The sequence below is a fragment of the Pseudomonas sp. BCA17 genome (assembly GCF_004519405.1).
GTDB lineage: Bacteria > Pseudomonadota > Gammaproteobacteria > Pseudomonadales > Pseudomonadaceae > Aquipseudomonas.
Map to the genome: position 1 here is coordinate 1,301,689 of NZ_SGWI01000001.1, position 13,654 is coordinate 1,315,342.

The following is a 13,654-nucleotide window of genomic DNA, read 5'->3' on the forward strand; positions in this document are numbered from 1 at the left end:
TGATTACTTCTTCTTTTTCGGGGCGATGACCATGATCAGCTGGCGTCCTTCCATCTTAGGATGCTGTTCGACAGAACCGTACTCGAGCAGGTCTTGTTCAACCCGCTTGAGGAGTTCCATCCCCAGCTCCTGGTGGGCCATCTCACGGCCGCGGAATCGCAAGGATACCTTGGCCCTGTCCCCATCACTCAGGAAACGTACCAGGTTGCGCAGTTTTACCTGGTAATCCCCTTCCTCCGTCCCTGGACGAAACTTGATTTCTTTTACTTGAATCTGCTTCTGGTTCTTCTTCGCTGCAGCAACCTGCTTCTTCTTTTCGAAGATCGACTTGCCGTAGTCCATCACCCGGCAAACGGGTGGGATTGCATCGGCGGAGATTTCCACCAGGTCCAATTTGGACTCTTCAGCGATACGAAGCGCTTCATCAATCGAGACGATGCCAATCTGCTCGCCGTCAGCGCCAATTAACCGAACCTCGCGTGCCGAGATATTCTCGTTGATCGGGGCTTTCGGTGCAGCTCGTTTATCTTGTCTCATTTCACGCTTAATAATAATTACTCCGAATCTGGGCGACCACGCCGGGAAACCGCTTGCGCGAGAAACTCAGCGAACTGGGCGACGGGCATCGAGCCCAGGTCAGCACCTTCACGAGTACGCACAGCGACAGTCTGCATCTCGACTTCCCGATCTCCAATAACCAAAAGATAGGGAACCTTGAGCAAAGTATGCTCACGGATTTTAAAGCCGATCTTTTCATTTCTCAAGTCGGACTTGGCACGAAATCCGCTTTCGTTGAGAGTTTTTTCAACTTCAGCGGCGAAATCCGCCTGTTTATCAGTGATATTCATGATCACTGCCTGGGTCGGAGCCAGCCACGCAGGGAATGCACCCTCGTAGTGCTCGATCAGGATACCGACGAACCGCTCGAACGAGCCGAGGATCGCCCGATGCAACATAACCGGGTGTTTACGGCTGTTGTCTTCGGAGACGTATTCGGCGCCCAAACGGATCGGGAGGTTAAAATCGAGCTGCAGGGTACCACACTGCCAGACGCGACCAAGGCAATCTTTCAGCGAAAATTCGATCTTCGGACCGTAGAAAGCGCCCTCACCCGGCTGCAGGTCGTACGCAAGCCCCGCACTGTCCAGCGCTGCGGCCAATGCAGCTTCGGCGCGATCCCACAGCTCATCGGAGCCGACACGTTTTTCCGGACGAGTGGACAGCTTCATCTCGACTTCGGTAAAGCCGAAATCTCGATAAACGTCCATGGTCAGCTTGATGAACGCGGCGGATTCAGCCTGCATCTGCTCTTCGGTGCAGAAGATATGGGCGTCGTCCTGGGTGAAGCCACGCACACGCATGATGCCGTGCAACGCACCCGATGGCTCGTTACGGTGGCAGGCACCGAATTCGGCCAGGCGCATCGGCAGCTCGCGGTAGCTCTTCAGGCCCTGGTTGAACACCTGCACGTGGCAAGGGCAGTTCATCGGCTTGATGGCGTAGTCGCGGTTTTCCGACTGGGTGGTGAACATGTTGTCGGCGTAGTTGGCCCAGTGCCCGGATTTCTCCCACAGGCTGCGATCAACGACCTGAGGCGTCTTGATCTCCAGGTAGCCGTTTTCGCGTTGAACCTTGCGCATGTACTGCTCGAGCACTTGATACAGGGTCCAGCCGTTCGGGTGCCAGAACACCATGCCCGGAGCCTCTTCCTGGAGGTGGAACAGGTTCAGGCGCTTGCCGATCTTGCGGTGATCGCGCTTTTCAGCTTCTTCGATGCGCTGGATGTAGGCCGCCAGTTGTTTCTTGTCAGCCCATGCAGTGCCGTAGATCCGCTGCAGTTGCTCGTTCTTCGCATCACCGCGCCAGTAGGCACCGGACAGCTTGGTCAGCTTGAACGATTTGAGGAAGCGCGTGTTCGGCACGTGCGGACCACGGCACATGTCGACATATTCTTCGTGGTAGTACAGGCCCATCGCCTGCTCGTCCGGCATGTCTTCCACCAGACGCAGCTTGTAGTCCTCACCACGAGCGGTGAAGACGTCGATCACTTCGGCGCGCGGCGTAACCTTCTTGATCACGTCGTAATCTTTTTCGATCAGCGCATGCATGCGCTGCTCGATGGCCGCGAGGTCGTCCGGAGTGAAAGGACGCTCGTAGGCGATATCGTAATAAAAGCCTTCTTCGATGACCGGGCCGATCACCATTTTCGCCGTCGGGTACAACTGCTTAACCGCATGGCCAATCAAGTGCGCGCAAGAGTGGCGAATGATCTCCAGCCCCTCCTGATCCTTGGGCGTGATGATTTGCAGGCTGGCATCGGTGGTGATCAGGTCGCTGGCGTCGACCAGCTTGCCATCGACCTTGCCGGCCACGGTGGCCTTGGCCAGGCCGGCACCAATGGATGCGGCGACTTCGGCTACGGAAACCGAATGATCGAATGAACGTTGACTGCCGTCGGGAAGAGTAATAGTTGGCATGGCGCCTCCTCTCCTAGTGGTGACCCCTACCAAAGGTCACGTGGGTTGGGATGAGCCAGTACAAGATCCAATACCAGGCCGTTCAATGATGAACGCCTGCCTTACAGCGGCAGGAGCCTTTCGGCCAACCGATAATCGAACCAGAGTGACTGGAGTGAGCTAAAAAGACATGGCGAGGCGGCAAATGGCGCGCCTGGGAAATAGCCAGAAAGCGGATGCTAGCACAGATGAACGGTCATCGCGTTGGCGACTCTTTATGTGAAGACAAATTCCAGGCTTTATAGCCGCAAAAGTGAACTTGGACTGTACGACAGCCCTCAAACCCACTGAGAATCGACGTTCGTCCTCAAACCAAAGGAGCACTCCATGATGCGTTTTACCTCCAGCCTCGCTCTCGCCGCCTCCCTGACCCTCCTTTCCCTCGGTGCACAGGCAGCAGCCCCATCGAACTGGCCAGCTGGCGCACGGGACAGCTTCGTCAGCGACTGCAGCAAGGCTGCCAGCCAGAACGTGGATGCCAAAACCGCAAAAACTCACTGCGAATGCGGCGCCGACAAGATCAACGCCGAATTGAGCACCGCCGAAATCAAGGAGCTCATGACTAACCCGAACGCCAGCCCGGAGCTTAGGAACAAAGCCGTCGCGGCTATTTCGTCCTGCAAAGTCGTGAAGAAAAACTAAGATTTGCCACTGATCACACAGCTTCACTGCGGATAAAACAGTCCAAAAGCCGCCATTTCTCACAAAATACGCAGCTTTTACGGCTTTTTTTATCAGTTGATATTTCGGGCCAAAGCCCCGTAGATCGGGGCTTTCAGCAGGCCAGGGCATGAAACACAACGCTATTGATTAGCAAACAGTGCCTTGGGGGGGCTCCCAAGTCGAACATTTCGACTATGATAGCTCGGTGTGCCCAGTTGGCCTGAGCAGCACAGCACTACTGAAAATATATGTTTCTTGGAGATACACCATGTCTAATCGCCAAACCGGCACCGTTAAATGGTTCAACGATGAAAAAGGCTTCGGCTTCATCACTCCTCAAGGTGGCGGTGACGACCTGTTCGTACACTTCAAAGCTATCGAAAGCGACGGTTTCAAAAGCCTGAAAGAAGGCCAAACCGTTTCCTTCGTGGCTGAGAAAGGCCAAAAGGGTATGCAAGCTGCACAAGTTCGCGGCGAGTAATTCCCCGCTGAGCTAAAAAAACCCCGTCCATGTGACGGGGTTTTTTATGGGCGCTACAAAAGACGAGACGCTATCAGCCGCAATTGACCCGCGTGATCACCAGATTGTCGTCGGTGTTCAGGTTCAAGCGGTCGGAGCGATATTCCAGCGTAATCATATCGTTGGGCTTGAGGATACGTGCGTTCTGCGCACCGGCACGCGTACGCGCCTGCTCCAGCAACTGAGGCGAGGCTTTCTGGCCGATCGTGAACTCGGCGGCCTTCGACTCACAGCGGCTATGGCCGGAATCGGTCACGGTGGCATCTTTGCCTGGCTCAGAGGCACCCGGGGTGCTGCAACCCGCCAATGCGAGTGCTGCCAACAAAGTACCGAATGATGCGAGCTTCCAAGGCATGAAGCCTCCTATGATAAAAAATGGACAGAGATCGTGCGACAGCAGTCAAGGCGATTGGTTTCAAGACGTTAACCGCCTGCGCGCAAGTCTGCCTGACTCATGACCGGCAAGCGCACGGTCAATCGTGACTAGATATGAACGTATTCAGTAGATATCGATGTAGTCAGACGACGGTTTTGGCCAATTCTGTTTCAGTGCATTGAAAATCTGCATGACCCAGACTTCATCGCTGGCCGCCACGATGCCCACATAGCCGGCCCCTTTGGCCCAGGTCTCCAGGCGAAACAGCAGGCCCTCAACGTCGAAACCGCCGACAGCCTTGCCGGAAGATATATAGGCGATACCGGCTCTGGTTACCCGCAATTGGGTATGTTCGTCATCACTGGCACTGGCAATGAGTTGACGCACGGCTTCCAGCGTCAGGTTCTCGGGGTTGCTCAAATCGATCTGCACGCGGCGTTTCCCAACCTTTAAACAGGCACACAGTGTCGCACAGCACCTGCCCTATGCCTAAGTAGCAGTGCCAATCGTGGCTTAAAGTGGTTAACTTCCCACGCTAACGCCGCGTTTTAGCGAACTGCCCCGTACCTACAGCTCACGAGACCTTCATGACCACCGTAACGCTCCAAGCCGACATCAAAGCCAAATGGCCCCAGGGACAAAGCGCCTATAGCCCTGGAAGCCCTGAAGAGCTGGCAATCATTGGTATCGACCTGCTGGTCAAGGAGCTCGGCACCCTGGCGGCACAAGCGTTCATCGGCCAAGTATTCGAAAAATACCCGGCCGACCACCTGGGCGCCCACAATCCGGAGCGCGAATAAGAACCGGCCGGCGAACGCCGACCGGCAACTGCATTACTTCAGGCGTGCCAAACGCTCAGTCAGCAGATCAAAGAAGCCCTGGGCATCGCCGTTCTCAACCCAGAACGCGTTTTTCGGCTGTTTCAGGCCGTCGTACCAGTCGACGATGGTCTGACCGAAGGTTGGGCCTTCGCGGCTGTCGACTACCACATTCACCTCACGTCCGCTGAACAACGCAGGCTTCAGCAGGTAGGCAATGACCGTGGCGTCGTGTACCGGGCCGCCAGGAATGCCGTAGTGCTCCATGTCGCCCTTGACGTATTCATTGAGAATATCGCCCACCACCTTGCTTGCATTGTTGTTAAGCGCGGCGATTTTTTTCAGGCGAGCCTCGCTGGTCAGCACCTTGTGGGTCACATCCAGTGGTAGGTAGGTCAGCTTTACACCACTTTTCAGCACGATCTCAGCCGCAGCCGGATCGGCGAACAGGTTGAACTCGGCCACTGGCGTAATATTGCCGCCATTGAAATGCGCGCCCCCCATCACGACGACTTCCTTGATGCCCTGGGTGATTTCAGGTGCCTGGGTCAATGCCAGCGCCAGGTTGGTCTGTGGGCCGAGCATGGCGAGGGTAATGCTGTGCGGCTTGGCAGTGCTCAGGGTCTTGATCAGGTAGTCGACGGCATTGCCTTCGGCCAGGCCTTTCTTGGGCTCGTGCACGGTAACGCCGGAAATGCCTTCCTTGCCATGAATGTTCTCTGCGTAGATCGGCGTGCGCAGCAGCGGTTTTGGCGCACCGGCGTACACCGGAATATCTTCGCGCCCTGCCCACTCGCGTGCCAGGCGAGCATTGCGGGAGGTCTTGTCCAGGCGCACATTGCCGGCGACGGTGGTCAACGCACGAATGTTCAACTCCTCCGGCGAGGCCATGGCGAACAGCAACGCCACCACATCATCGGCCCCCGGATCGGTATCGATGATCAGGTCGATTTTTTCCGCCGCTTGGGCGCTTGCAGCAGTGAGCGCGGACAAAAGCAGAACACTCCGGAACAGGTTTTTCAGGGTAGGTAGACCACGTTGCATAAAGCACTCCTTGTCATAGGGGGGACGCTAGAACGTTACGCCGGACACCAGCGCGATATTGCAGTACGGCTGACACTCGCCGGTGCGCACAACCGCACGGGCATTGCGACTCAGTTGCTTGAATTCGTCATGGCTGAGCAGACGTCTCTCACCCAACGCAGCCTGCTCTGCGAGCGCATTGAGCGCGGTCAGAGCAGGTGGTTGTTTAACCAGGATCTCTTCCGCCAGCACATGGCTTTCCACCTGCATTTCGCTAAGCACGATACGCAAGGTGCTGATGAAATCCGGAATACCCTGGGTCAGCGCCAGGTCGATCAACTCCACGCCGGGAGGCACCGGCAGGCCGGCGTCACCGATGACCAGGATATCGCCGTGGCCCAGAGACGCGATGACCCGCGACAGGGCAATATTAAGCAGAGGTGTCTTTTTCATGAGGGCACAAAACCTTGTACGTCGTGCAGCGTAGGAATGGAGGGCTGAGCGCCGGCACGGGTCACTGACAACGCCGCCGCCACCTGGCCAAAACGGATCGCCTCGGCCTCGCTCTTGCCTGCGGCCAGCGCGGCGGCAAAGCCACCTACGAAGGTATCGCCGGCGGCCGTGGTATCCACCGCCTTGACCTTCGGCGCAGCCAGGTGTTCGAAGCCTTTACCGTCGGCAAACAGTGCCCCCTGGGCGCCAAGGGTGATGATCACCTTGCTTGCCCCCGCCTTGATCAGCGCTGTCGCCGCGACCTTGGCGCTGTCGAGTGAGTCGACCGTCACGCCGCTCAGGGCGGTGGCTTCACTTTCATTGGGGATCAGGTAATCGATCGAGCGATACCACTCGGCAGGCAAAGGTGCGCTTGCCGGGGCAGGATTGAGAATGACCGTCTTGCCCAGCTCGCGACCGCGCTTGAGCGCATGTCCAACGGTATCCATCGGCACTTCAAGCTGACAGATGATCACTTCTGCCGCCTGTAACACCGCATCGCAGTTTTCCAGAGACGTTGGCGTCAACTGGCCATTGCTGCCCGCGACAATGACAATTGCGTTCTGGCTGTTGTCATCCACCACGATCAACGCGACACCGCTGGAACCGTCCACGGTACTGACCGCCTGGCAGTCGACCCCCTCCGCCAGCAGCGCATCACGCAATTGGCTGCCATAGGCATCAGTACCCACGCAACCAATCATTGCGACATCAGCCCCCAGACGGGCCAATGCGACTGCCTGGTTCGCGCCCTTGCCACCGGGAACGGTGGAAAACGTCTGGCCGACCAGGGTTTCTCCGGCACGCGGCAAGCGACTGGCACGGGTGACCAGGTCCATGTTCAAGCTGCCTATTACCACTACTTTTGCTGGCATACATCAGTACTCATCAATTCGGTTCAGCGGTATTGGGCGAACGCATCGGCCAATGGCGCGGTTGACTCACGCAAAACAATGCTGGGCGTCACGATGCGTTGATCGATCGGCAATTGGGGTGTTGCTATGCGTTGCAGTAATAATTCGGCAGCGGTCTCGCCCAATTGCAGGATCGACTGCCCGACCGTGGTCAGCGCGGGGTAAACGTAGCGCCCCATCTGAATATCATCGAAACCGATCACCGACAGCTCGCCCGGCACACGGATATTGCGCTCCGCGGCCGCGCGCAGCACGCCAAAACCAATCATATCGTTGCAGGCGAAAATCGCGCTGGGCGGTTTTCCCGATAACAACTGCACCGCTGCGGCATAACCACCCGTGCTGGTGAAGTCGCTTTCCAGGACGCGACCATCCAACGCCTCGACGCCCGCCTCGCGCAACGCACGCTGATATCCCGCCAGACGCATCTGAGCCACGCGGGTATGCCCAGGGCCGCCGATACAGGCGATGTCCCGATGCCCCAGTTCCAGTAAGTGCCGGGTGGCAAGGTAAGCGCCTTCTTCGTGATCGATACGCACCAGATCGACATCGATACCATCCAGCGCCCGGTCGACAATCACCATGGGCGTGCGTACCGCACTCAAGCCGGCGGCAAGACCACTGTCATCGCCGCCCACGGACGTCACGATCAAGCCGTCGACGCGCTTTTCCAACAACACGCGCAAATAACTGCGCTGTTTATCAGCGTCGTCGTCGGAGTTGCAGAGAATCACGCAGTAGCCATTGCGCTCGCAATAATCCTCAATCCCCCGAGCCAGCTCCGCAAAATACGGGTTGAGGCTATTGGGCACCAACAGGCCGATGGTCGCCGTGGTCTTGGCCTTGAGCGAACGTGCTACGGCGCTGGGCACATAGTCCAACTGCTTGATCGCCGCCTCGACCTTGATGCGTACCGGCTCGCTGACCGGACGCGTCTTGTTCACCACATGGGACACCGTGGTATAGGAAATACCCGCAAGCGCTGCCACATCCTTGATCGTTGCCATGGTTCAGCCTCGCCGACTGGCACGCTGACTGCGATAGGTATCGAGGACTACGGCGATCACAATCACAGCACCCGTGATGATGCGCTTAGTGGGTTCCGTAGCACCGATCTGGGCAAGGCCAGCCGCCAGCACCGAAATGATCAACACACCGAAAAAGGTACTGATGACCGAACCGCGTCCGCCCATCAGGCTGGTGCCGCCGATCACCACAGCGGCGATCACTTGCAGCTCCAGGCCGGAACCGGCGTTCGGGTCTGCCGCCTCAAGGCGCGATATCTGGAACAGCGCCGCAACACCGGCCAACAACCCCATCAGGCTGAATACCAGGATCTTGTAGGGCTTGGGATTGATCCCCGCCAGGCGCACAGCTTCTTCGTTTGTACCAATACCGATGAGGTAACGACCGAATACCGTACGGGTCAGCACCAACTGCGCCGCAATAATCACCAGCAACGCGATGATGAACGACGGGGAAATGCCAAAGGCAATCGGGTTGGATAACCAGGCAAACGAGTCGCCGATATAAGCGGTGCGCGAGCCGGTCATCTGATAGGCCACGCCTCGCGCCATTTCCAGCACGCCGAGGGAGACGATAAACGATGGAATCCGCCAGGCGACGGTGATGGAGCCGGTTAGGGTGCCAGCCAGTGCCGCGCACCCCATGCCGAGTACGGCGGCCGGCAACACGCTCCAGCCCCAGCCAAGAATCGCCACGCTGACCGCCGACGCAGCCAATGCCAGCACCGAGCCCACCGACAGGTCGATACCGCCGATGATCAGGATGAAGGTCATGCCCACCGCCAGCACCATAAGGTCCGGAATCTGGTTGGCCAGGGTGCTGAAGGTGTCATAGGACAAGAAGTGGTCGCTGAGCACCGAGAACAGCGCAATCATCGCGAGCAAGGCACCGGCCAGGCCCAGATAGGTACCCAGGCCGTAGAAGTTACCGCCGGCTTTACCGGGGGAAGTTATTGTTTTCATGGGGTATCCCTAAGCACTGCGTCGTTGAGCAGCGCATCACGTTTTTGGTAACCGGCGAAGGCGGCGGCGAGCAACTCGTCCTGGGTCCAGCTATCGCGCTCGAAGGTTTCGATCAGGCGCCCGGCTGACAGCACGCCGATCCGATCACAGATCAGCATCAGCTCTCGCAGGTCGCTGGACACCACCACCAGCGCCTTGCCCTGGCGAGTCAGCTCGCCCAGCAAGGCATAGATGTCGAACTTTGCGCCAACGTCGATGCCCCGGGTGGGTTCGTCGAACAGCATCACTGCACAATCGCGCTCCAGCCAACGGCCAATCACGACTTTCTGCTGGTTACCGCCCGAAAGCTCGGAGACCAACTGCGCCGGACTGGAGCTGCGGATGCGCATGGCATCGACCTGACGCTTGGCCAGGGCGGTTTCGTCACGGCTATTCACCACGCCGCCACCGGAAATCTTAGGCATGTTGCCCAGCGCGATGTTGGCGCTGATGGATTGGGTCAGCAGCAAGCCTTCACCTTTGCGGTCTTCGGTGATCAAGGCAATGCCATGCCCCACAGCGTCTACCGGCGAACGAATGCTTACCACTTGGGCTGACGAGCCAAGGGCAATCGTGCCACTGTCGGCCAGATCAGCGCCAAAGATCAGGCGCAGCAGTTCAGTACGACCGGCACCAATCAGGCCGGAGATGCCAAAGATTTCACCGGCACGCACTTCAAAGGACACGTCGCGGACCTTGTCCGAACGGGTCAGCCCACTCACGGTCAAGGCGGGGCCACCAATGGTCCGTGGCCCCAGGTCGATCTGCTCGCCCAGCTCACGGCCAACCATCAGGGTGACCAGTTGCTCGCTGTTGTAGTTGGCCATCGGCTCGACGCAGACCAGCCTGCCATCACGCAATACCGCAATGCGTTGGGCAACACGGGCCAGTTCTTCGAGCCGGTGCGAGATGTAGATGATCGCCACGCCCCGAGCCTGCAGACGGGTGATCTGCTCGAACAGCATCTCGACTTCACGGGCAGTGAGCATGGCCGTGGGCTCGTCGAGGATCAATACATGGCAATCGCCGATCAGGTTGCGCGCAATTTCGACCATTTGTTGATGACCGATACCCAGGCTACCGACGAGGGTGTCCGGGTCGATTGCATCCAGGCCGACCTGGGCCATGGCTTCAATGGCGGCCGCGCGCAATTGCTTGCGGCTGATCCAGCCGCACTTGCTGGGCAGGTTATCCAGGAACAGGTTCTCGGCCACGGTCAGCGTCGGCAGCAAATTGAGCTCCTGCATGACCATGCGCACGCCCAGCTCTTCGGCCTGGGTGCGACTGCCCGGGCGATAGTCCTGGCCATTGAACTGCATGTGCCCGGTGGTCGGCGTAACCAACCCACCGATAATTTTCGACAGTGTGCTTTTACCTGCACCGTTCTCACCGGTCAGTGCCAGCACTTCCCCGCGATTGAGCGTCAGGGTGATGTCAGCCAGAACCGGTTGGGCATAGGTCTTGCCGATACCGCTGACCGAGAGGACAGCGTTCGGGGCGGAAGATGACATAGGAAAATCTCCAGGCGCCCGCTCAGGACGAGCGGGCGCTGTTGGGTACTGCCGGGATTACTTCTTGAGGACGAGTTCGACAGGGGTTTCGATCACGCCGTCTTTGGCATCGACTTTCTCACCCTTGACCAGCTTGAGCGCGTTCTGGATACCGAATACGGCCTGCTGGGCAGCAGCCTGGTCGGCGGTCGCCAGTACACGGCCGTCCTGCAGCATCGGCTTGATGGCTTCGATGTTGTCATAGCCGACCACCAGCACTTTGCCGGCCTTGCCTGCCGCACGTACGGCAGAGACAGCGCCCAGGGCCATGTTGTCGTTACCGGCCAGGAGAGCCTTGAGGTCTGGGTATTCGCTCAGCATGGCGGAAGCCACTTTCTGACCCTGGTCGATTTCCCAGTTGCCGGACTGGGTGGAGACGATCTTCATGCCGGCGGCGTCCATCGCATCTTTGTAGCCCGCGGTGCGCTGCTGGGCATTGGTGGTGGTTGGCACGCCTTCGATGATCGCGACTTTGTCACCCGAGGTCAGGTGCTTGGCCAGGTAATCGCCGACCAGCTTGGAGCCTTTGCGGTTATCGGGGCCTACGAATGGAATGTCGAGGTTCTTGCTTTTCAGCACCTCAGGATCGAGACGGTTATCAATATTGACGACCTTGATGCCCGCATCCGAGGCTTTCTTCAGCACGGTGACCAGCGCCTTGGAATCTGCAGGGGCGATCACGATGGCGTTAACCTTGGCGAGGATCATCTGGTTGACGATATCGATCTGCGCGCTGGTATCGGTTTCGTTCTTGATGCCGTTGGTGATCATGTCGAAGTCGGCGGCGTGGGCCTTCTGGTAGTCCTTGGCACCGTCTTGCATCGTGACGAAAAATTCATTGGCGAGGGATTTCATGACCAGGCCGACCTTGGGTTTGGCGGCGGCGTCATCGGCAAATGCAGAGGAGAGAGGCAAGGCAGCGGATGCGGCAGCAAGCACAGCGACAGCAAGAAGACGTCCAGCAAATGGCAGCTTCATGGGTTCACTCCGATCTTATGATTATTGTGAGCAACGCTTGCACCGAAACCCTCTTCGGCAGCCGTCCCACCCGGGTGGCTTAAACGAGCTGTCACGACACTCCAGGAGCGGCCCGTGAAACATCTCGCAAACGTTTGCGTTATTCAAACTATGCGAACCTTGTCGAGATTTGTCAACGGGGGAAACCGTCTTTCATCCAAGGTTTTCAGCCCCTGCTTTATGCACCGCCATGGATGCGCTTGAGCATCGCCTTCGCCTTGCCTTGCTCCAAAACGACAGGCTCTGACGCCAGGGTCATACCAGAGCGAGGAATACTCCGTCATATTTTTCGGACAACCGAACGAAATACCAGCGCACTGTTCGGAAAGCCGGACAACCAAGCCTTTCACACATTAAAAAAGACAAATTAAGTTGTTTTAAATCAATACGTTAATTTATATCCATGCACACAATCGGCCTGGTACAAATCCTGCTCTTTCTCAGCACCTTGAGGCGTTCAGAACCGCCCGGGTGTTCTAGATGAACCTGCTACCGCACTCATCAAAAACCAGAGAGAAAAATAATGAAATCTGCATTGAAGAACTTTGTTCCGGGCGCCCTCGCCCTTCTGCTGCTGTTCCCCGTTGCCGCCCACGCAAAGGAAGCTGAAACCAAGACCAAGCTGTCCAACGTGGTGATCCTCGCCACCGGCGGCACCATTGCCGGCGCTGGCGCCAGTGCGGCCAACAGCGCTACCTACCAGGCAGCTAAAGTCGGCATCGAACAGCTGATCGCCGGCGTTCCCGAGCTTGGCCAGATCGCCAACGTACGTGGCGAACAAGTGATGCAAATTGCCTCGGAAAGCATCAATAACGAAAACCTGCTGCAATTGGGCCGTCGCGTGGCCGAACTGGCCGACAGCAAAGATGTTGACGGCATCGTGATCACCCACGGTACCGACACCCTGGAAGAAACCGCCTACTTCCTCAACCTGGTGGAAAAAACCGATAAGCCAATCGTGGTGGTCGGCTCCATGCGTCCAGGCACCGCAATGTCGGCAGACGGCATGCTCAACCTGTACAACGCCGTGGCCGTGGCCGGCAGCAAAGATGCTCGTGGCAAGGGCGTGTTGGTGACCATGAACGACGAGATCCAGTCGGGTCGCGACGTCAGCAAAATGATCAACATCAAGACCGAAGCGTTCAAGAGCCCATGGGGCCCGCTGGGCATGGTGGTGGAAGGCAAGTCCTACTGGTTCCGTCTGCCTGCCAAACGCCACACCATGGATTCGGAATTCGACATCAAGACCATCAAGAGCCTGCCTGATGTTGAAATTGCCTACGGCTACGGCAATGTGAGCGACACCGCCTACAAAGCACTGGCGCAAGCTGGCGCCAAAGCCATCATCCATGCCGGTACCGGTAATGGTTCGGTATCGTCCAAAGTCGTTCCTGCGCTGGTGGAATTGCGCAAGCAAGGCGTACAGATCATCCGCTCTTCCCACGTCAACGCCGGCGGTATGGTTCTGCGTAATGCCGAACAGCCGGACGACAAATACGACTGGGTCGCCGCCCTTGACCTGAACCCACAGAAAGCCCGCATCCTGGCAATGGTCGCCCTGACCAAGACCCAGGACAGCAAAGAGCTGCAGCGGATGTTCTGGGAATACTGATTTGCGCTGATACTCGGTAGGGGCTTTACCGCCCCTATCTCCCCCGCCTCCCCCATAAAACTCCCGCCCTACACCAAAACTCCTGAATCGCTGTCAGACGAACTGCTTGAATTTTAAGTAGTTGCG

Annotated in this window: 15 protein-coding genes; 4 read left to right on the forward strand and 11 right to left on the reverse strand. The window is 57.8% G+C overall.

Annotation, left to right across the window (positions count from 1 at the left end):
* Nucleotides 1–3: 3 nt before the first annotated feature.
* Both infC and thrS read right to left on the reverse strand, forming a co-directional pair.
* Nucleotides 4–555 carry a translation initiation factor IF-3 gene (gene infC / locus EXW71_RS05930; RefSeq protein WP_177421574.1) on the reverse strand — a complete coding sequence of 184 codons (552 nt, stop codon included), beginning with the start codon at nucleotides 553–555 and terminating at the stop codon, nucleotides 4–6.
* Entirely contained in the window at nucleotides 555–2,477 is a 1,923-nt protein-coding gene (thrS, locus tag EXW71_RS05935) for a threonine--tRNA ligase (protein WP_123716889.1), read from the reverse strand. Before thrS ends, infC begins: the two co-directional genes overlap by 1 nt.
* Nucleotides 2,478–2,843: 366 nt before the next feature.
* Between thrS and EXW71_RS05940 the strand changes: the two genes are divergently transcribed.
* A complete protein-coding gene (locus EXW71_RS05940; protein WP_123716888.1) occupies nucleotides 2,844–3,158 on the forward strand; it encodes a hypothetical protein in 315 nt (104 codons plus the stop codon).
* Between the two features lie 289 nt (nucleotides 3,159–3,447).
* Entirely contained in the window at nucleotides 3,448–3,660 is a 213-nt protein-coding gene (locus EXW71_RS05945) for a cold-shock protein (RefSeq protein ID WP_003234260.1), read from the forward strand.
* A 73-nt stretch (nucleotides 3,661–3,733) separates the two neighbouring features.
* On the opposite strand, the gene EXW71_RS05950 is transcribed toward EXW71_RS05945, so the two are convergent.
* Both EXW71_RS05950 and EXW71_RS05955 read right to left on the reverse strand, forming a co-directional pair.
* On the reverse strand, nucleotides 3,734–4,054 hold the full coding sequence (locus EXW71_RS05950; protein ID WP_123716887.1) for an I78 family peptidase inhibitor: 321 nt from the start codon (nucleotides 4,052–4,054) through the stop codon (nucleotides 3,734–3,736).
* Nucleotides 4,055–4,198: 144 nt separating this feature from the next.
* The gene (locus EXW71_RS05955) at nucleotides 4,199–4,507 is read right to left on the reverse strand and encodes a hypothetical protein (protein WP_123716886.1); all 309 of its coding nucleotides are present in this window, start codon (nucleotides 4,505–4,507) and stop codon (nucleotides 4,199–4,201) included.
* Between the two features lie 155 nt (nucleotides 4,508–4,662).
* Here EXW71_RS05955 and EXW71_RS05960 point away from each other — a divergent pair, with 155 nt between their 5' ends.
* On the forward strand, nucleotides 4,663–4,875 hold the full coding sequence (locus EXW71_RS05960) for a hypothetical protein (protein ID WP_123716885.1): 213 nt from the start codon (nucleotides 4,663–4,665) through the stop codon (nucleotides 4,873–4,875).
* A gap of 33 nt (nucleotides 4,876–4,908) precedes the next feature.
* Here the strand turns inward: EXW71_RS05960 and EXW71_RS05965 are convergent, their stop codons facing one another.
* Genes EXW71_RS05965 through EXW71_RS05995 form a run of 7 tightly spaced genes read right to left on the reverse strand, consistent with a single transcriptional unit; the run spans nucleotide 4,909 to nucleotide 11,877 of the window.
* Complete coding sequence (locus EXW71_RS05965) at nucleotides 4,909–5,937, reverse strand: nucleoside hydrolase (protein ID WP_134656743.1); 1,029 nt, start codon at nucleotides 5,935–5,937, stop codon at nucleotides 4,909–4,911.
* A 27-nt stretch (nucleotides 5,938–5,964) separates the two neighbouring features.
* Nucleotides 5,965–6,369, reverse strand: coding sequence for a D-ribose pyranase (rbsD, locus tag EXW71_RS05970; protein ID WP_134656744.1), 405 nt, complete (start codon nucleotides 6,367–6,369; stop codon nucleotides 5,965–5,967).
* Complete coding sequence (rbsK, locus tag EXW71_RS05975; RefSeq protein ID WP_134656745.1) at nucleotides 6,366–7,283, reverse strand: ribokinase; 918 nt, start codon at nucleotides 7,281–7,283, stop codon at nucleotides 6,366–6,368. Before rbsK ends, rbsD begins: the two co-directional genes overlap by 4 nt.
* Before the next feature lie 23 nt (nucleotides 7,284–7,306).
* Nucleotides 7,307–8,329: a LacI family DNA-binding transcriptional regulator gene (locus tag EXW71_RS05980; RefSeq protein ID WP_134656746.1), complete on the reverse strand. Its 1,023-nt coding sequence runs from the start codon at nucleotides 8,327–8,329 to the stop codon at nucleotides 7,307–7,309.
* Between the two features lie 3 nt (nucleotides 8,330–8,332).
* The gene (locus EXW71_RS05985; protein WP_134656747.1) at nucleotides 8,333–9,310 is read right to left on the reverse strand and encodes an ABC transporter permease; all 978 of its coding nucleotides are present in this window, start codon (nucleotides 9,308–9,310) and stop codon (nucleotides 8,333–8,335) included.
* Nucleotides 9,307–10,860 carry a sugar ABC transporter ATP-binding protein gene (locus tag EXW71_RS05990; RefSeq protein WP_134656748.1) on the reverse strand — a complete coding sequence of 518 codons (1,554 nt, stop codon included), beginning with the start codon at nucleotides 10,858–10,860 and terminating at the stop codon, nucleotides 9,307–9,309. The genes EXW71_RS05985 and EXW71_RS05990 overlap by 4 nt, the downstream gene beginning before the upstream one ends.
* 57 nt (nucleotides 10,861–10,917) lie before the next feature.
* The gene (locus tag EXW71_RS05995) at nucleotides 10,918–11,877 is read right to left on the reverse strand and encodes a sugar ABC transporter substrate-binding protein (RefSeq protein ID WP_134656749.1); all 960 of its coding nucleotides are present in this window, start codon (nucleotides 11,875–11,877) and stop codon (nucleotides 10,918–10,920) included.
* A 562-nt stretch (nucleotides 11,878–12,439) separates the two neighbouring features.
* Between EXW71_RS05995 and EXW71_RS06000 the strand changes: the two genes are divergently transcribed.
* Nucleotides 12,440–13,528, forward strand: a complete 1,089-nt coding sequence (locus EXW71_RS06000) for an asparaginase (protein WP_134656750.1) — start codon at nucleotides 12,440–12,442, stop codon at nucleotides 13,526–13,528.
* Nucleotides 13,529–13,654 lie beyond the last annotated feature (126 nt).